Annotated in this window: 13 protein-coding genes, 1 tRNA gene and 1 pseudogene; 7 read left to right on the forward strand and 8 right to left on the reverse strand. The window is 41.5% G+C overall.

Annotation, left to right across the window (positions count from 1 at the left end):
- Positions 1-138: 138 nt before the first annotated feature.
- The 6 genes from H6G74_RS00745 to H6G74_RS00770 all read left to right on the forward strand — a co-directional run bounded on the left by H6G74_RS00745 (position 139) and on the right by H6G74_RS00770 (position 11,551).
- Positions 139-1,347: a response regulator gene (locus H6G74_RS00745; RefSeq protein ID WP_190965849.1), complete on the forward strand. Its 1,209-nt coding sequence runs from the start codon at positions 139-141 to the stop codon at positions 1,345-1,347.
- Between the two features lie 183 nt (positions 1,348-1,530).
- Positions 1,531-1,896, forward strand: coding sequence for a response regulator transcription factor (locus H6G74_RS00750; protein WP_062297988.1), 366 nt, complete (start codon positions 1,531-1,533; stop codon positions 1,894-1,896).
- A gap of 13 nt (positions 1,897-1,909) precedes the next feature.
- Complete coding sequence (locus H6G74_RS00755; protein WP_190965850.1) at positions 1,910-2,440, forward strand: chemotaxis protein CheW; 531 nt, start codon at positions 1,910-1,912, stop codon at positions 2,438-2,440.
- Between the two features lie 16 nt (positions 2,441-2,456).
- Positions 2,457-5,354 (forward strand): methyl-accepting chemotaxis protein, encoded by a 2,898-nt coding sequence (locus H6G74_RS00760; protein ID WP_190965851.1) that lies wholly within the window; start codon positions 2,457-2,459, stop codon positions 5,352-5,354.
- 122 nt (positions 5,355-5,476) lie between these two features.
- Positions 5,477-10,612, forward strand: coding sequence for a hybrid sensor histidine kinase/response regulator (locus H6G74_RS00765; RefSeq protein WP_190966092.1), 5,136 nt, complete (start codon positions 5,477-5,479; stop codon positions 10,610-10,612).
- 78 nt (positions 10,613-10,690) lie between these two features.
- Complete coding sequence (locus tag H6G74_RS00770; protein WP_190965852.1) at positions 10,691-11,551, forward strand: Rpn family recombination-promoting nuclease/putative transposase; 861 nt, start codon at positions 10,691-10,693, stop codon at positions 11,549-11,551.
- Between the two features lie 55 nt (positions 11,552-11,606).
- Here the strand turns inward: H6G74_RS00770 and H6G74_RS00775 are convergent.
- A pseudogene (locus tag H6G74_RS00775) lies at positions 11,607-11,957 on the reverse strand (Uma2 family endonuclease); the annotation flags it as partial.
- Positions 11,958-12,103: 146 nt separating this feature from the next.
- On the opposite strand from H6G74_RS00775, the gene H6G74_RS00780 reads away from it, so the two are divergent.
- The gene (locus tag H6G74_RS00780) at positions 12,104-13,303 is read left to right on the forward strand and encodes an IS4 family transposase (RefSeq protein ID WP_190965853.1); all 1,200 of its coding nucleotides are present in this window, start codon (positions 12,104-12,106) and stop codon (positions 13,301-13,303) included.
- A 216-nt stretch (positions 13,304-13,519) separates the two neighbouring features.
- On the opposite strand, the gene H6G74_RS00785 is transcribed toward H6G74_RS00780, so the two are convergent.
- The 7 genes from H6G74_RS00785 to H6G74_RS00815 all read right to left on the reverse strand — a co-directional run bounded on the left by H6G74_RS00785 (position 13,520) and on the right by H6G74_RS00815 (position 19,099).
- Positions 13,520-13,717: a group I intron-associated PD-(D/E)XK endonuclease gene (locus H6G74_RS00785; RefSeq protein WP_242051127.1), complete on the reverse strand. Its 198-nt coding sequence runs from the start codon at positions 13,715-13,717 to the stop codon at positions 13,520-13,522.
- Between the two features lie 69 nt (positions 13,718-13,786).
- Positions 13,787-13,863 (reverse strand) — tRNA-Met (locus tag H6G74_RS00790).
- Between the two features lie 46 nt (positions 13,864-13,909).
- Positions 13,910-14,863: an asparaginase gene (locus H6G74_RS00795; protein WP_190965854.1), complete on the reverse strand. Its 954-nt coding sequence runs from the start codon at positions 14,861-14,863 to the stop codon at positions 13,910-13,912.
- A 152-nt stretch (positions 14,864-15,015) separates the two neighbouring features.
- The gene (locus H6G74_RS00800; RefSeq protein ID WP_190965855.1) at positions 15,016-15,516 is read right to left on the reverse strand and encodes a CGLD27 family protein; all 501 of its coding nucleotides are present in this window, start codon (positions 15,514-15,516) and stop codon (positions 15,016-15,018) included.
- Positions 15,513-15,974 (reverse strand): ribosome silencing factor, encoded by a 462-nt coding sequence (gene rsfS / locus H6G74_RS00805; protein WP_190965856.1) that lies wholly within the window; start codon positions 15,972-15,974, stop codon positions 15,513-15,515. The genes H6G74_RS00800 and rsfS overlap by 4 nt, the downstream gene beginning before the upstream one ends.
- Before the next feature lie 478 nt (positions 15,975-16,452).
- Positions 16,453-17,724: a glycosyltransferase family 4 protein gene (locus H6G74_RS00810; protein ID WP_190965857.1), complete on the reverse strand. Its 1,272-nt coding sequence runs from the start codon at positions 17,722-17,724 to the stop codon at positions 16,453-16,455.
- A gap of 562 nt (positions 17,725-18,286) precedes the next feature.
- Positions 18,287-19,099, reverse strand: a complete 813-nt coding sequence (locus H6G74_RS00815; protein ID WP_190965858.1) for a carbonic anhydrase — start codon at positions 19,097-19,099, stop codon at positions 18,287-18,289.
- Positions 19,100-19,606: the final 507 nt, after the last annotated feature.

The raw sequence follows: 19,606 nt of genomic DNA on the forward strand, positions 1-19,606 counted from the left end.
CTCCTGATAGACATTAGTTATTGGAGAAATAAGATGGCGAATGTTGGTGAGTAATAATTTACTTTACTTATGAGAAATCTAAAAAAAATGCTGGGCAAACTTAAGTCAAGAATATAACAAGGAGTGGCGTGGCGCTAAATGCAGGGAAATTTAAATGAAATTGATATTCGTAGTATTTTGCAATTGATTGAGTTAGGCCAGCGAACTGGGCAACTTTTAGTGGAAGCTGGCTTTCACAGGCAAGATCATCTCAACCTAGATGAGACAATCAGACATCGCCATAGCAAAAATCACAGAAAACAATCATGGTTTGTCTTTTTTCTCAATGGTCAAATTATCTATTGTCAAGCGGGCGATAGTAACTTATCGCGGATTGACGATTATTTACGCCATTACCGAGTTGAGACAGGACTAGATCAAAAGCAACATACTTCACTAGCCACCCAAAATGTCCCAGAGTATGGATATTTATGGACGTTGTTAGAGCGAAATATCATCAGCCCCAAGATAGCTCATAGTATTATTCAGCGCCTCGTGCAAGAAACTCTGTTTGATTTGTTGAGTTTACACCAAGGTAGTTTTATTTTTCGTCAAGGGGCAGCCCTCGCACCGCAGCTCACAAGTTTAGAAATTGCGCCTTTAGTCGCTAGAATTACCAAACAAGTCCAGGAATGGAAGCGTCTATATCCGCAAATTCAATCACCGGAGCAATTACCAGTATTGGTTGATACAGTAGAATTACGCTCCTCGTTACCAGAAGCAACAGTGAATAAACTACAGCATTGGGCAGATGGCAAAACATCGCTGCGACAACTGGCGCGTTACCTGAATCGAGATTTATTGACAATTGCAAAGGCGATATATCCCTATGTGCAGCAAGGTTGGTTACAACTAGTAGATGCGGCGACAAATCATTTCCAAACCTTGATACCAGAGTTAGGAGAAGAAAACCATCGACCGCGGATAGTTTGCATTGATGATACAACGACGATTTGTGAGGCTGTGGAGTCAATTTTAAAGTTACATGGTTATGAAGCGATCGCCCTAACTCAGCCCTTAGAAGCACTGGGACTAGTATTTCAACTACGACCAGATTTAATTTTATGTGACATCGCTATGCCAGAACTTGATGGTTACGAGATTTGCAGTATGCTGCGTCATTCCACAGCATTTCGCTTAGTACCAATTATTATGCTCACCGGCAAAGATGGCTTTATCGATCGCGTCAGAGCCAGAATGGTGGGAGCGACAGATTATCTCACAAAACCATTTGATGATTCAGAATTACTTATGCTCATGGAGAAATATGTTAATTATAAGTCTTTTATGGGAACACCAAAGAAATAGAAGACTTGTTGATTCTATAAAAGATGGGGTAAAAAATGTTATCACAGAATCAACTAACCCCATGCCAAATTATTATCTAGTCAATTAGTGAAATAATAGCATAAATTTATACAAGTAATTTTAACGGGGAGTCAGGGAATGTTCCAAAAAGGAACGTCTACATCAGGAGGTAGATAAACATTTATGAGTACAGTTCTGATTGTGGAAGACAGTCTCGCACAGAGGGAAATGATTATTGACCTCCTGAAAGCCACTGGTTTAACAGTCACTTATGCCAGTGACGGAGTAGAAGCGTTGGAGGCCATTCAAACCGCTCCGCCAGACTTGGTGGTATTGGATATTGTCATGCCACGGATGAACGGCTACGAAGTGTGTCGGCGGTTAAAATCTGACCCAAAAACCCAAAATGTCCCTGTAGTTATGTGTTCTTCTAAAGGCGAAGAATTTGACCGCTACTGGGGAATGAAACAGGGAGCGGATGCGTATATCGCCAAACCGTTTCAACCAACAGAGTTGGTAGGAACAGTCAAACAACTCCTGCGAGGATAAGGATGAAAATTATATGGTGAGCAAACCGGACTTTTTAGGTGGCACTGGTCAAGACCACTTCCGCCCAGAATTACAAGTAGAAAGTCCTGAAGGTGAGTTACATTTACGTTTTTATATTCCCTCGCATCAGGAGTTTGCCCTACCAGCTACTGGTATTCGAGAAGTCTTAGAATTAAGCCCTGATAGAATTACGCCAATTCCTAATGCTTCTCCTTTACTTTTGGGTACTCTAAATTTACGAGGTCGAGTAATTTGGGTGGCAGATTTGGGTCAATTTCTGGGCGAAGGAACTGCGCTAAATACCGATAGAGCAGAAATTCCAGTAATTGCCATTGAGGAGCAGGAAACAATAGTCGGTTTAGCAGTCGAAGAAGTCGGCGGTATGGATTGGCTAGATGTACAAAATCTGATGCCACCAACAAATCTACCAGATACGATGGCTCCCTTTTTACGTGGCGAGTGGTCATTAGATGCTAAAAACAATCAGTGTCTAAGATTACTTGATCAAACGGCAATTGTGCGGAGTGCAAGGTGGGCAGGATGATATTGGGAGGGAGCAAATGGCAGCAACAATAGATGATTATCTAGAAACATATCAGCAGGCTTGTACAGCCTATGCGGAACAAGACTATGAATTCGCTGCTACCTTAGTTGATCAGGTAGTACAAAATGTACCAGATGACCCTAACTGCCATTTATTAAGGGGTCACGTCTACTATGTTTTGCAGCAGTATGATGTTGCTAAAACCGAATATCAAAAAGTATTAAAGTTGACTGATGATCCCGAAATCATTAGTTTTGCCAAAAATGGTCTAGAGAATATCAATCAATATTTACAACCACTGGAAGAACAAGCTATTCCGAGTGAGATTGATGAGTCAATTGAGTCAATCAGTCTGACTGGGATTACAGGTATTTCTGATACCTCAGAGATGGATACATCAGACTTACAAGACTTAGGCGCATTTGCTAATTTAGACAGCCAAAGTTTGAATTTCGATAGCTTGGCAGAACCTCAATCATCAAACCCGTTTGATATTCCCACAGACAGCATTGTTATGCACAAAACGGTGGAAGAGCCACCTGCTTTGATGGATGATCCTTTTGCTGTCAGTCTAGATGACCAGAGTGCTGAACTCAACCACAGAGCAGAAGAAGAAATGGCCTTAGACTTGCCAGCTTTTTGGCAAGAAGACATATCTGTCATCAGTTTAGATGACTCCAGCATTGCCAATAACCCCTTTGATAGTGGGATAAATGGCACTTCAGCCAGTTCACCTTTTGATAGCAACAGTATTGATTCTCCGTTTGTGCCAGATAATTCACTCACAAGTGATATTTTAGATACTTCTGAGGATGTTGTCTCCACAGAAAATTATTCTGAGCCAAGCATGGCAAGTTTAGACGCGAAGATGGGTATTCTGGATGAAACTTTACCAAAATCGCCAGAAGATATCCCGAATGTGGACATAAAAACCAATCAAGATAATGTCTTCGCCGCCCAACCAAGTAATTGGTTAGAAAAAATAGAATTTCCTGATAATTCTACAAATACCAACTCATCTGTTAACGACGATTTTTCTTTGCAAAACCCTCCTTTAAAAGCTGGCACAACTTTAGACACCAACTCGTTTGATGGTGATGATAATTTTGATTTTGAAGCCTTTGAATCGGCCTTTGGCTCAGATGAATTTAGAACCACTGGAGATACTAACAGTACGCTCAGTAGTGAAAATTCTAAAAGTAATATCGAGTTTTTAGATGACTTTGATGAGTTTGACGACCTTGGTAACATTCCAGGGTTTGACTTAGGAGACTCGGATATGAGCTTTGGGGATGTGGTACTGTCTGGGCCATTGGAAACCAACAGCAGTCCCCGTAGTAAATTGAATGAAACTATCCCGAATCAAGGCACTAGCGATCGCGATGAAGAACTATTCACCATTACTGGGTCGCAAGAAGCCGTCCCGATATTTACGCAAACTGATGTGTCAAAATTAGAGCCAGTAGCCAGTGTGGAGCAAGGCTGGTTAGCCCCCCTAGAAAATGCTTCTTTAGATATGAAGCCTTTTTTAGTAGCTGGGACTGTGGGAATTTTCTCAGCAATGGTGGTGGCCGTGGTCAGCTTTGGGGCGACTTCTTTTTCCCCACCCCAACAACGAGCATCCATTCGTAACACTGGCTGGGCAATGTCCTTGGCGGCTGGAATTTCGGGGTTTGCTACGGCTGCTTTTATGAGCAATCTCACCCTGAAGCAAATTCGCCGCACTACAAAGGATTTACAAAGTCAGTTTGATGCCGTCCGTCAAGGCAATCTTAATGTCCAAGCCACCGTATATTCCGAAGATGAATTAGGTTTATTGGCTACTGGCTTTAATGAAATGGCGCGGGTAATTTTCACAACTACCAATGAAGCCCAACGCAAAGCTGATGAACAAGAAGAAGCCAAAGAAAACCTCCAACGGCAAGTAATTCGGTTGCTGGACGATGTAGAAGGGGCAGCCAGGGGTGACTTGACAGTACAGGCGGAGGTGACAGCCGATGTACTCGGAGCCGTGGCTGATGCCTTTAACCTGACAATTCAAAACTTGCGCGATATCGTCCAACAGGTAAAAGTTGCCGCGCGGGAAGTAACCAAAGGTGCGACCAATTCTGAAACCTTTGCCCGTGCTTTATCCAGTGACGCTTTGCGCCAAGCCGAAGAGTTAGCTGTCACCTTAAATTCTGTGCAGGTGATGACCGACTCAATTCAACGGGTGGCAGAAGCAGCGCGAGAAGCTGAAGCCGTTGCCCGTGATGCTAGTAGCATCGCGCTCAAAGGTGGAGAAGCGGTAGAAAACACCGTAGCGGGGATTTTAGAGATTCGGGAAACTGTAGCAGAAACTACCCGAAAAGTGAAACGTTTAGCTGAATCTTCCCAAGAAATTTCTAAGATTGTGGCGTTAATTTCCCAAATTGCCTCCCGTACCAACTTACTGGCACTCAACGCCAGTATTGAGGCAGCCAGAGCGGGTGAGGCTGGAAGAGGATTTGCAATTGTGGCTGATGAAGTCCGCCAATTGGCAGATAAATCGGCAAAATCTTTGAAAGAAATTGAACAGATTGTGATGCAAATCCAAAGTGAAACCGGCTCAGTCATGACCGCGATGGAAGAAGGTACACAACAGGTAATTAAAGGCACAAAACTGGCAGAAGAAGCCAAGCGATCGCTCGAAAATATTATTCAAGTAGCAAATCGCATTGATATTCTTGTGCGCTCAATTACCAGCGACACCGTAGAACAAACAGAAACTTCCCGTGCTGTCGCTCAAGTTATGCAATCAGTAGAACTCACAGCCCAAGAAACCTCCCAAGAAGCACAACGAGTTTCGGGCGCACTCCAAAACCTAGTGGGTGTGTCCCGTGACTTAATCGCTTCCGTTGAGCGTTTCCGCGTGGACACCTTGGAATCAAAGTAAAAAGGCAAAAGTAAAAAGGCAAAAGTAAAAAGAAATATCTACTTTTGTGCTTTGTCTTTTACCTTTCAATTTGCCGTTGCCTTTTCTTTTACCTTTTAACTTTTACCTTTTAACTTGTGACTATGCTGCCGGAACAACAACAGCGGATTTTAGGTTACTTTATCGAAGAAGCACGAGACCACCTGAACACCATTGAACAGGGGTTGCTAAATCTGCAAAGTACCTTGAACGACCCGGAAATGATCAATGAAGTTTTTCGGGCAGCCCATTCTATTAAAGGCGGCGCGGCGATGCTGGGTTTAACCAGTATCCAACATACGGCTCACCGTCTGGAAGATTGTTTTAAAGTTCTCAAAGAACATCCGGTGCGGGTTGATGAAAAGTTAGAGTCTTTGTTTTTGGGTGTAGCGGATACTCTGAAGGCTTTATTAGAACATTTAAGCGGCCCCTACGGACTCTCCGAAGAAGCGGCCAATCATTTAATGTCGGAAGCTGAACCTGTATTTAAATGGCTAAATGAACATTTAGACTTGTTGGTACAAAAAGGTGATGCAGCCGAAGACAGTCATACCATCATCCAAGCAGCCCATATCGAAACTGTCAGTACTCTGACCGAGATTTTCCGGCGCGAGGATATTTCAACAGCGATAGAAGACACCCAAGTTTCCGCGCCAGTACTACCCGCACCGGAAAATACTTGGAGCGAATTCCAAAACCAGGTGCTGCAATCTCTCCGGCAAATGTTGCAACTGTTTAAGCAACAAGCAACATCAGAATCACGGCAAAATCTTCAGCAGTGCTGTAGCCAGTTAGAGAAACTCGGACAAAGATGGAATCTGCCTAACTGGTCTAGTTTATGTCAAGCGGCGGCTAATGCAATTTGTAATAGTGAAAATACTTATCTGACCTTAGCCAAAATTGTGATTACTGAGATTAAACAAGCTCAGGAATTAGTTCTCCAAGGTAGAGATTCTGAAATTAAGATTACTCAGCAGTTAGAAGCACTGCTGAGTTTTCCTGAACTGGAGTCTTTCTCTTTAGACTTTGATTTATTGGACAATGCAGCGCCAGCCGAAACCGAAACTCCAATTATCAGTACCACGACTGATGAGGAAGTTTCACTGATTGCCAGTGTCCAACCAACAGATAGTGTTATCAGCTTGACAGATTTAAATGAACAGCTGAATCAAAATCAAGCTGCACTTCATCCTCCTGATGAGAGTGGGGCTAATTTGCTGTTTAGTGAGGGCGAAGATGAATCTTTGACTGTGGCGCGAATTGATCATCACGGCCCAGAGGTGGGATTAGCAGAACTAAATACTTTGGCGGATTTATTTGAAGGAGAGACACCAGAATTAGATGAAACTTGGCAACAAGAAGAAATTCTGGAGATTAATCCCATCAGTGATTTAGAAATCGATATTACTGAAGATCCAACAGCAGATCATGATAGTGATTTAGCTGATTTTCTGTCTTTAGATCATAACTCTACGGACTCATCAACCAGTAATATTGACACTAGTGAAGACCTGGGATTGTTATTTGGCGATCATTTCTTAGAAAAAGAGCCTTCAGCATCAACTACAGCACCAGAAACTCAGACAGATTCTAGCAATGTTAGCAATCCAGATGTAGATGAATTATTAGCATTGACTGGAGATGAACCGCAACACCCCACTACGAGCGAAGTTACTCAACCAGCAAATACAACTCATCCAAATACTGAATTATCGGCAACCCAGCAAGACATTTTAGATGAATTATTCCTCGAAAGTGCAGAAATAAATACTGATCATCTAGAAATTCAGTTATCAAATTCCGAACCAGATGCTTTATCTTTAGATAGTTTATTTGCGGAAGGGGCAGAAAATACCCTCATACCCACAGCAGAATCAGGCATTGGGGATTTATTTGAAAGTCCGTCTGCAACAACAAATTTATCTCAGACAGAAGATGATTTGCATAATTTCTGGAATCCTACCACAGAAGTAGATACAACCTCAGAATTTGAAGATGGTTTAGAAGAAGATGTTGCCAAAGCGTTAGAAGAAAGTTTATTTGCGGCGGCGGCTTCTGGGGAGATTTTTGCTGATTTTTCCGATACGAGTTCGGCAAATATCGCTGATTATCGAGATGAGTTTGAGCTAACTTTTCTCCAGTCAGATTTAGATTTTGATGTTGACCAGGAGGATGATTTATTTGGAAATATCAAGCCGTCTGTTGCGAGCGATCGCTCTGGATCATCGTCAGAAATTCGCAACTTTGCCCAAGAACCAGAGGCGTTGGATGTCAAACCTGAATTTACAGAAAAAACACCAGAATCAGAGGTGGTTGATGCCCAAAGTTTTGGCGAATTAGAATTAAATCTTTTTGATGATCTAGAAACAACGGCAGAGAATGAAGCAATTACTTTAGATGATTTAGAAGTAAAAATTCATGGCACTTATATTCAGTTAGATAGTTCCGATAGTCCCAATTTTGATTTGTTTGGCGATATGAGCCTTGGGGAAACTGCTGAAGTGTCTGCCCAAGAAGCAGTGGTTAATCAAGATGCAGAATTGAATTTATTAGATGATTTATTAGCTACAGATATTAGTGAATTAGACCCAGACTTAGACAGATTACTAGCAGAAACAGAAATTATTGAATTTTCCCAACTGCCAAATTTTGACAATTTACTCGATGATTTATTCGTAACCGATAATAATCAACCAGAAACAACAGAACCAACAGTTAACGATAATTTTGATTTATTTGCAGGCGATGAAATGTCACCTGCAAATAATGCCGATGCAGGATTAAAATTAGAAGTTTATGAAAATATTAATGAAACAGTCGCTGTTGATGTATTAAGAGAAACAACAGAATCGCCAGAATTGTTATTAGAAATTATTGAAACTGTAGCAGATACACCAATAGTTGAAGCATTAGCAGCAGAAAGTATTGCAAATCCAGAAAATACAAATCAGGAATCAGCCACAGAAGATGAATTTGCAGATTTAGAAGCATTATTAGGTGAAGAATTACCGAGTCATGATGCAGCGATCGCCTCTGATGATTTTGCAGCTTTAGAAGCATTATTAGGGGGTAACAAGCAAACCCCTCAACCACCTGCGCCAGAAATTCATCACACTACTATTCAAGAATTTCCTGCCACAACTGGTCATCATTCTGCCAACGAAACACCGACACCGCCAAAATTAGAAGATGAATTTAGTGATTTAGAAAAACTCCTGGCGGAAGCAGATAACACCATAGCCCACACATCACCAACTAAATCCAACACTGGTAAAGCGCCCCGTCAAACAACGCGGCGGAATGCCAGATTTGAAGAAACAATGAAAGTGCCAGTCAAACAACTGGATGACATGAGTAATTTAGTTGGGGAATTGGTTGTGAATCGCAACACCTTAGAACAGGATCATGAACGGTTGCGACAGTCACTAGATAACTTGCTAATTCAAGTGCAGCAGTTGTCGGATGTGGGCGCGAGAATGCAAGAATTGTATGAGCGATCGCTCCTAGAAGCTTCTCTCCTAGCCAGCCGCAACAAACGAGAAACCCAGATCCAATCTTCAGAACATGATACTGACCGAGGTTTCAGCGAATTAGAAATGGATCGGTTTACGCCGTTCCACACATTGTCTCAGGAAATGATTGAATTGATTGTACGAGTGCGAGAGTCAGCGAGTGACATCGACTTTGTAACCGAAGAAACGGAACGAGTTGCTAGACAATTCCGCCAAGTCACAACGCAATTGCAAGAAGGTTTAACCCGCGCCCGCATGGTGCCATTTTCCCAGGCGGTTGACCGTTTGCGGCGTGGTGTCAGGGATAACGCCATTAAATGCGGTAAACAAATAGAGTTGGTGATTGAAGGTGGCGATACTTTAATTGACAAGATGATTTTAGATCATCTCACCGATCCCCTCACCCACATGTTAAATAATGCGATCGCGCATGGAATTGAAACTCCCGAAGAACGTCAAGCTGCGGGTAAACCACCAGTGGGCGAAATTACCATTCGCGCCTTCCACCAAGGAAACCAAACTGTAATTTCCGTGGGTGATGACGGTGCAGGTATCGACTCAGAAAAAGTCAAAGCTAAGGCTGTCAGAGTCGGGATGATTACTAAAGAACAAGCCAAAAGCATCTCGCGGATGGAAGTTTATGATTTGCTGTTCCAACCGGGCTTTAGTATCAAAGATAAAGCCGATGAAATTTCGGGACGTGGCGTAGGGATGGATGTGGTGCGTTCCGAGATTAGTGAAATTCGCGGGACAGTCAATACAGATTCCGCCATTGGTAAAGGTACAACATTCACAATTCGCCTACCACTGACATTAAGTATTTGTAAAGCCCTGTGTTGCGTATCCGATAAAGCGCGAATTGCCTTCCCGATGGACGGTGTGGAAGATACTTTAGATATCCCCGCTAAGAATATTCAACATAATGCTGATGGCCAAGCATTTATTTCTTGGCGGGATACAGTCTTACCCTTCCGTCCGTTAAAAGAACTGTTATCTTTTAATCGCCAGTTGAGTCGCGGTAATGTTTACGGCGGTACAAGGGATGATGATACAGTTTCGGTAGTGGTGGTGCGATCGGGCAATACGTTAATTGCTTTACAAATTGACTTGGTACTCAGCGAACAAGAAATTGTAATTAAGCAATTTGAAGGGCCAGCACCGAAACCCATCGGTGTAGCAGGTGCTACGGTTCTCGGTGATGGTCGAATTATGCCAATTGCTGACGTGTTGGAAATTATCGACATCTTCCAAGGAAGGATATCTAAAAATGCTGGTGGTACTTCTTGGCAGCAAAAAGTTCCGCCCACCGTTACAGAAACTCCGGCTGAGAAAATTGATCCGACTGTACTCATTGTTGATGACTCAATTACAGTTCGAGAATTGTTATCTTTGACCTTTAATAAAGCAGGCTATCGCGTTGAACAAGCCCGTGATGGTCAAGAAGCTTGGGATAAACTACGATCTGGACTACCTTGCGATATTGTATTTTGTGATATTGAAATGCCCCGTTGCGACGGACTGGAGTTACTATCACGCATTCAAAAAGAGTCCAGCTTGAATCACTTACCTATCGCTATGCTGACCTCACGCGGTGCTGACAAACACCGACAAATGGCAATTCAACTTGGTGCAAGTGGTTACTTCACTAAGCCTTATCTCGAAGAAGCTTTACTCGAAGCTGCTGTCAGGATGTTGAAGGGAGAGAAATTGGTGAGTAGTAACGGTTGAGGGTGCGGAGAAAGTTAATTTCTATTTTTACCACATCAGATTTATAATAACTCTCCAGACAAAAGTGCATCTTCAGAAATGTCAAAACCCGCAGATACCAGCACGAAAAAACTAATTAGCCTCGCACCAGACAATTGGGTACGATGGGTGACAGAGATACCTAACATCAAAGCCAAGGAAATTTTATCGGGAGAATTTCAATGGATAAGTAGAGAAAGTGATGTATTAATCCGTGCTACTAGTCCCGAATATGGAGAATTTATCGTATTAAATGAACTGCAATTGCGCTACAGTTCTAAAATGCCTCGACGAATACGTTCCTATGCAGCACTGGCAGAAGAAAAATATCAATTACCAACTTACCCAGTGCTAATTAATATCTTACAGACAAGTGATGTAGAAATAAGCACGAAATTTGAATCAAATGTTGCCGGACTAACAGCAACTCAAGATTACCACGTGATTAATTTATGGGAAGTTGATGTGAATATTCCTTTTCAACAAAGTTTACCATCATTGCTTCCATTTGTACCAATTCTTAAAGGAGGAGGAAATGAGTCTACAATTAGGGAAGCATTGCAAATCTTACGTCGAAATGAAGACTTAAATCAACTGGAGACGGTTCTAGCGTTTTTTGCTACCTTTGTATTAGAAAGTGCTTTAGTTAAAGACATCATGAGGTGGGATATGGGAGTTTTACGAGAGTCACCTTGGTATGAAGAAATATTAAAAGAAGGAGAAGCACGAGGAGAAGCACGAGGAGAAGTCCAGGGAATAATATTGAGTATAAGGACAAGTTTAGAGGCGAAATTTGGTAATGAAGGATTGAAATTAATGCCTCAAATTTCTCAAATTAATGATTTGGAAAAATTACAAGGGATTTTGCGAAGTGTGATTTTAGCGCATAATTTTGAAGAATTACAGCAAATTTTTTCATAATTTTTTGTGAATCAGTAGCTATTTTAAACAATAACAAGCTCTTATATTTTTGCATTCAGACAGGCATAATATCATCAAGTTTCATCTGTAAGTTGGGAAATATAAAAGATGAGATAGTCTCTCCTAAGCGATATTGCTGCTGTTCATACACACCATTAACTAAATGACAGATAGTGAAAGTGGGTTGTTTAGGATTACCAATAAATTGCAAACCATCTAATCCGCGAAAGTCTACAATTCAATATTCAGGAATGTTCAGCAAAGCATATTCTTCTACTTTTCTAGCATAATCATCTTGCCAATTTGTGCTGACCACTTCAGCGACAAGTTTAATTGTACTGTCGTTACAAATAATAAGTTCTTGTTGCAAGAGTGCTTCTTTACTCAGTTCTGCTTGATCTAAAACATTTTTACGAGATGTAGCTTTGTTCTGACTCTACTATTTCTATGCTTAAAGGGTGACAAGGCAACTATAAGCTATGCAGGACAAAACTTTGAGAGGATGGTGAAGACAAAAAATAGGGAGTACTGTTGTGACTCCCCTGAAAAAATATGTTTCCTGAATCTTACCAAAAAACCCTGCGTGGCCATCTGAATGAAAGCCAGTATATAACCATACAGCTTCTGTTATTATTGCTACAAGTTCATCGACAGGTAAAACTCTCCGTTTTAGCGAGTGTGTTTCCACAACCGATTCAATATGGCAGTCGCAAGCGAAACCTGCAACGCTTTTTAAACTTGCCTCAACTCAATGTCAAACTTTTATGGTTTCCCTTGATAAAATATTGGATAAGACAAGTACAAACGGGACGAAACTTAAATCGAGAGCAGCGTCGTCGTCGCCAGAGACTCAAACACCATAAATATGGATATTGGATAATTGCAATTGACAGAACTCAATGGAAGGGAAGAAATGTATGTATGGTGAGTTTAGTCTGGGGAACTCATGCGCTTCCTTTGTATTGGGAAGTATTAAAACAGGTAGGAAACAGTAATTTTCATGCTCAAAAACGGTTGCTAAAAACGGTGCTGACTCTATTTAAAAATTATCCGGTTTTAGTATTAGGAGACCGAGAATTTCACAGTCCTAAACTGGCTCAATGGCTGGATGACAGGGGTTTATTATTCGCTCTGAGGCAGAAAAAAGACCTGCATTTCCAAACAGCATTGAATCAAGAGTATCAAGTCCTGAAAAATCTGGGATTCAAACCAGGAATGTCTAAATTTTATCAGGGAGTGAGGTGCAATAAAGGGGATGGAATCGGACTATTTAATTTAGCTATCTATTGGAGACGAAAATATAATAATCTCCGAGCAAAAGAACCTTGGTATATCTTAACTAACCTCCCAACATTACAGCAAGCATTGGCAGTCTATCGTTGTCGTTGGGGCATTGAACAAATGTTCAAGGATTATAAAACAAGTGGCTATAACTTAGAAGACACCAAGGTTAATGACACCCGTTTTTTAGCCTTAGTCTTGTTGATTGCTCTGGCTTATTGTTTGGCGACCATGCAAGGGCAACAGATGCAAAAATTAGGCATAGATATCTATGCTGGTCGTATCCAATCACACAAAGACCTCACCCCACCCCAGAGTCACTTTAGCTTTGGACTCTACGGACAACGATGGCGTTATGGGATGGAATTATGGGCAGATTGGGTTCTCAGTCTGATTGCCCTCAAACCCCATAAACGACTCTATTTTCAGCGTGGTTTTTATGCCCTCTCCCTTATCCAGCAAACTTTATAGGTAGGTTGTCACCCTCTGAGATTTCTATGATGAAATTGCTTGCCAGGATTGTCAGATTTTTTGTAACTTTTTTGACCATAGTTTTGGTGTGTTACTGGAGTGTGCAGCCTGGGATTGTACCTGTAGCTTTAGCCAGCCACCACAAGCTGGAGAAATCTGATTACCATGTACAGAGAAGACATAATACAGCAGAATTTAGGAGTCAGAATCCAGTATTCAGAATAATGTCAAATCTCTATACCTAGCTTTGAGGCTTAAATTCTGCACTTTCGACTTACTTGAGTTTCCCCCTACATCAAATACTAAATCGTCAGGTAAGCGATCGCCAACTGGTCTTAACACTCCCCAACCACGCTTGAGAGCATGAATCACATCTGCTTGCTCTGCTATATCACCTTTGAGCTTTGTGTCCATCAACAAACACCTGAAATAAAATAAAACTCTGTAGCTTTCAGACCACAGAGTTTTATTTTACTTTTAATTTGGTGGCGGGAAGTGGATTTGAACCACTGACCTTCGGGTTATGAGCCCGACGAGCTACCAGGCTGCTCTATCCCGCGTCGCTCTTGACTTTTCTAGTATAACGCAAAGTCCAGAGTTTGGCAACTATAACAGCGATAATTCTCCCACAACTTCTAATCGCCTGTATTTGCCGAAGGTCATAAACCTTTCTGCGAGGGTTTCTGCGGCGCTGGGGCTAATCCAACCCATTTGTTGCAATAAGTGAATAGCGACAGCATGTTTGGCGCGTTTTGCCCCATCCATCACTTTAATTGCGAGTCCCATCCCTTCACCAAGTCTGCCAATACACTGTACGCCTTCGGCACCAGCTTTACTGACTACTTCTCCTGGTGCTAAACGCATCAGTTCTGTATCAAACTCGCCATCGCCAGCAACCAAGGTAGGGTGATGAATCATTGCCCGAACAATGCGCTCCATATCCAAATTACTACTTGCGGCTAGTAGGGCATATAAAGATGCCATTTGTCCTAGTTGCATAAGATAAGTTGGTGCGCCGCAGTCATCATGGGCGCTGATAAATTCCTCCGCAGGCATTCGCAGTAACTCAGCGATTTTCGTCAAAATTAACTGCTGTACGGGGTGCTTGCGGTCTAAATAGTTATTTACAGGCCAATGGCGTTGCTGGCAAACAGCTAACATTCCGGCGTGCTTACCAGAGCAATTATATTCCAGGGGACTGCGTTTACCTTCTGGAATTGGGCATTGAAGAGCAGTTGGATCAACATCAGCACGCCAAAGGATGTTAAATACTTGTCTGACTTGCTCTATTGTGCCTCTATGGGAACTGGCAATAATTGCTAAATCGCGATCGCTCAGATCGTAGCGTTCTAGGGTACCGGTTGTGGTGACAGCTAGTGCTTGAAAGGGTTTGAGTGCTGAACGGACAAATGTTGCCGTTTCTGCGTTACCCGCAACGGATAAAACCCGTCCCCTATCATCACATACAGCAGCTTGGACTACATGGCGTGATTCTATAATGCCTTCCCTGAGTAACCGGACTTCCAGTACTGTGGCTTGAGTTCGTTTTCCCATTGTCATGGGTTAAAATTTATCTCTTTTTATATTTGTCAATGGTCAATCATCAATGGTCAAAAGGCTAATTATAGACTTTATGACTATGGACTTTTGAACGCCAGTGAGCAAGTGGGCATCGCCACCCAACGCACTAGCTCCTCTTGACTGTGGACTATTTAAAACAAATGCCAAACTATAGTACCAATTAGGTACATTCCCGCCAAGCCAGCAAAGGTAAATTGTAACCGTTGCAGAATTGGCTTAATTTCGTAGGTGACAATTAAGCGATCGCGAGCCAAAACTTCTTGAGGTTTAATCCAGGTTTGACCATCATACCAGCCTGACTCTTCATAAAATACAGCCGTGCTGTAGAGGCGATCACGCACATAACGCCACCCTAAGTACATACGTAATAAGACAAAAATTACTCCCAGACTTGCCCCTGCGGCTGCACACAAGACAAAATGGGCAGCATATTTTTGTGGTGGAAAGCTGGCTGCGGCCACTGGCCCAGAAACCAGCCAAGACAAACCCCAAATCCAAGCAATGTTTGTGAGATATTCGCGCCAATTTAAAGTGCAATCACGAAACAGCCAGGAAGTTTTTAATTCTTCGTACTCATTTAGTGGTTGTTGGTCTGTAGGAACCGGACAATTGGACACCGAAGACCTCATCATATTGGCTTACCCCCACCCTCATCGGCATTTGGAACGGCGATACGTTCTGCATTGACCCAGAACGCTTCTAAATTATAAAACTCTCGTTCCTTGGGCATCATGATATGAACAATTACATCACCGTAATCTTGTAACACCCAACTGCCTTCCGCTTTACCTTCTGTGCGTAAAGGGCGACGTTGCCATTCAGTTTCAACTTTATCTTCTATTGCTTGTGCGATCGCCCTGACTTGCACCCTAGAGTAACCAGTCAACATCACAAAATAATCTGCTAGGTAAGATACATCGGCCACTCTCAGTACCAAAATATCTCCTGCTTTGCGATCTGACGCTGCGTCAGCAACAGTTATAGCTAATTGCCCACTCAAATCTTTCATTCCTCCATCTAGGCTTTTGAGTGGACTGTTTTTCTCCGACACAGACTGTAATGGGAGATTTCCTTGGATATAATCAGACATTAAACCTCAGGTGCTTGATCCCTTTTATTTTATAATTACTCACCAAGAACAATTGAACAACAACTGTTTTTTTGAATACTAACAAAAAAACACCTGTTAATGCAGTTAGTTCAAAATTAGCTGTTTGGGTTGTAACTAAAAATCAGACTAAATAGCTACAAGCTCTAGTCTGATCACTAATCAAGCAGTAAATTTTTACCAAGAATTGTAGCGAATTATTTCCCCATTAAAATCTTTAGGATATTCAATATTCTATCTTAAGGATGAATCGGTTATGATTCTGCCACATTTTTGATTGTCGATGGCCGCATCCAGATTTTACGCTTTGTCATTGGTCATTTGTCTCTAAACAGGACAAGGGAAAAATGACTAATGTCAAGCAGGCAATGTGCAGATTGAAGGCGTAGTAACATCAATTACGCACCCAATTTTTTTGGTAAGTCATCATTGACTTTTGACCATAGTCAGCCTGTATGAGTTACACCTCTTGTTTGGAAACTACTTTGGCTTCAATTACCTGACTATCAGAAGTTACTGATTCAAACAAAGCCTCATAGTGATTTAAGGCTTGGTCAAAAGCATACTGCTCCACAGCATACTGGCGACTGTTATAGCCCAGGGTTTTTACCTTTTCAGGGTGTTTGTAAAGTTCTAAAATAGATGCGGCCAAAGCTTGGGCATCTTCTGGCGGAACGATAACCCCACCACCACTTTGTCTGATTGCTCTGGCTGCGGTGCCATTTTCAGGAACAGAGGCGACTATAGCACGACCACTGGCCAGCAAAACTTGGATTTTGGAAGGCATATTGAAAGAAATCACATTCTTCTTCTGCACAACTAAACCAACATCAGCCGCCGCCAACATTTGTGGTAGTTCTGCACGCGGTTGAAATGGCAGTAACAACACATTATCTGCACCGCATTCTAAACAATACTGTTGTAATCTTTGTAAACCTTTAGCTTCACCCACAATTACAAAAGCAATATCTGTGATGTCTCGTAATTTTGCTGCCGCCTGAATTACTGTTTCTAAACCTTGAGTGAGCGCAATATTACCAGAATATTGAACAACAAACTTACCGTTGAGGTTGTGTGTATTACGGAAGGGATTATCTTCTTTAGATAAAGGACGAATAAAGTTGACATCCACCCAGTTAGGAATCTGCTCAATTTTATCTGCTTCTACACCCTTAGATAGTAAATTTTCAACAAACCCATCAGCAATGACGCTAATTTTTGTGGCTGAATGGTAAGCAAATTTTTCTAATGCAGCAAATACTTTGATCAGCAATTTATTTTTCAGTAGCCCAACATGAACTGCTGCTTCTGGGAGGATATCTTGAAGGTTCAGTACCACTGGGCAAGCGCGTAACCATCCGAGTAAAGCAGCAGGTACGCATACAGGTAGAGATGGTGACGTTGATAAAATCACATCTGGTCGCCATCCGAATAAAGCAGGTAAAAAACTTGTAACAACAAAACTAGCATCAAGCATTATCCGATCCAACAGATTCGGTTGTGGCCGAATCCAAACATAACTGCGTTGGATTTGAACGCCATTTTTGTACTCATTTAGGTAGAATTTGCCCCGATAACCCTCGTAAATTTGGCGTTCAGGATAATTTGGCATAGCGGTGACGACGCGCACTTCATGCCCTCGCTTGGCCAGTCCTTCTGCTAATTCCGTCATCAACGGGGCAATACCAATTGGTTCTGGATAGTAGTTGTAGGAGTAAATTAATATCCGCATAAGAAATCAGTCAGAGTCCCTGGCTTTTTGGATAACAATGATGTTGTGCTGCATTTTGTTGCACCTGACTTCAATTGTCTCCTTAGTCTCTTTTAATGTCAGTGGTTTGTCGTTGAAGATTGAGTAAAATTTATTGGGAGTTGCGGAGAGAATACTTAATAAATTTATGACGGGACTATTTACAGTAACAAGTAAGTATGCACTGACAAAACTTTGACTGTTTTTGCAATTAGCAGATAGTTAAAATATCAAGAATTAATGAATTTATTAGCCCTACTTCAGGTATAAAATCTATTTAGGTTGGGCATTTTAATTCAAACTCTCAGTGAACTCATAAGATAGTCGTAAACACCCAAATTAGCAGTATATAATTTTTAGTACAAGTTAAATATAATTCCTGATATGAGTAATTTATTGAGATACGTGTAACTATATTTATTGGGAAAATGGTAATTTAATTACTCAAGTGATTTTTTAAAAATGGCGGGGTATTGTCAGCAAGCTCACAAGGCTTATGCTGAGATTTGTAGAAAATAGCACCTTGTGAGCGAATGAGTAAATATTAATTTGAGTGATTGGAACCTCGATAAATTCGCTCTCTTTGCTCTGGAGAAAGATGTGGTATTGGGAAGCGTTCAGAGCCTGCTATTGTAAAGTCCTGAGTTTGTGTCACTTCATCTGCTTGAGAACGAATTCCGACATCACAATTGAGAAATGGATTGAGGGTGGTATCTTCTGTTTCTGACTCCGCAAGTTGAGTTTGAGGTAAGACATAGGCGTGTTTATGCGGGTCGTATGCTAAAACTTCTCCTGACTCAATGTGATAAATCCACGCATAAATTTTCAGTTGACCTTGGTACAGTTTGGAGTGAATGACGGGATATGTCCGTAAATTCTCAATTTGCGTGAGAACGTTTTCCGCAATCATTATTTCTAACAATTCTTCAAACTGGTAATGACCGTAGTGGTCTAAAACTAGCCTACGAGTCGCTTCTGCATATTTCAGCCAATCATAAACCAGTGGTAAATCTTCTCGCAGACTCTGTAATTTCAGGAGTCCTTTCATCGCACCGCAATGAGAGTGACCACAGATAATAATTTGCTGAATTCCTAAAGCTTGAACTGCATATTCAATAGTTGCACCTTCACCGCCATTAGTTGCGCCGTAAGGAGGAATAATATTACCTGCATTGCGGATAACGAATAATTCACCAACCTGAGCTTGTGTAATGAGATTTGGGTCAAGACGTGAATCGGAACAAGTGATAAACAGTACTCTGGGTTTTTGACCATGTGAGAGTTGCTCAAACAATTCTTGGTGCGTCGAAAAATAGCTAGATTTAAATTCACGCAGACCTTTAATTAATTTCTTCATTACCAAGTTCCAGAAATATTTGTAGGTGAGTTACTGAATCAAACAATATTCATTGAGGGTGAGATAATCTCAAATGCAGACTGATGAGCGTGAGAATTAGTAGGTTTTTGCCAACTTTAGGAGCATCAGCCTTGTTGTTGAGTTAGTGTTACTTTCACAAAACAGTAGCAGCTTGTAATTAAAAATGATTTTTGAGATTTGAGAAGTCAGAATTAGTGATAAACGACTTCTATATCATAGGATAATTTGGTGCTGTAATTATCAGGACTTATGCACAGAATAAGGAAAGTTGAACCACAGAGACGCAGAGAGAAGTTGCGTGCGCGGGTTCCCCGCGTTGAGCAAACTTCGGGAGTTCACAGAGGAATGAGAGTTTGATAGTTTTTTGCGTAAGTCCTAATTATTAAAAATTTGTCAATATTAACTGATCAATGTGTATGGCGATCGCTATAAATGCAACTATCTAAAAAACTGACTTTCAGAGAGTAATTATGAATGGTTGTTGAT

The sequence above is a fragment of the Nostoc spongiaeforme FACHB-130 genome (genome assembly GCF_014698475.1).
Classification (GTDB): Bacteria; Cyanobacteriota; Cyanobacteriia; order Cyanobacteriales; family Nostocaceae; genus Nostoc_B; species Nostoc_B spongiaeforme.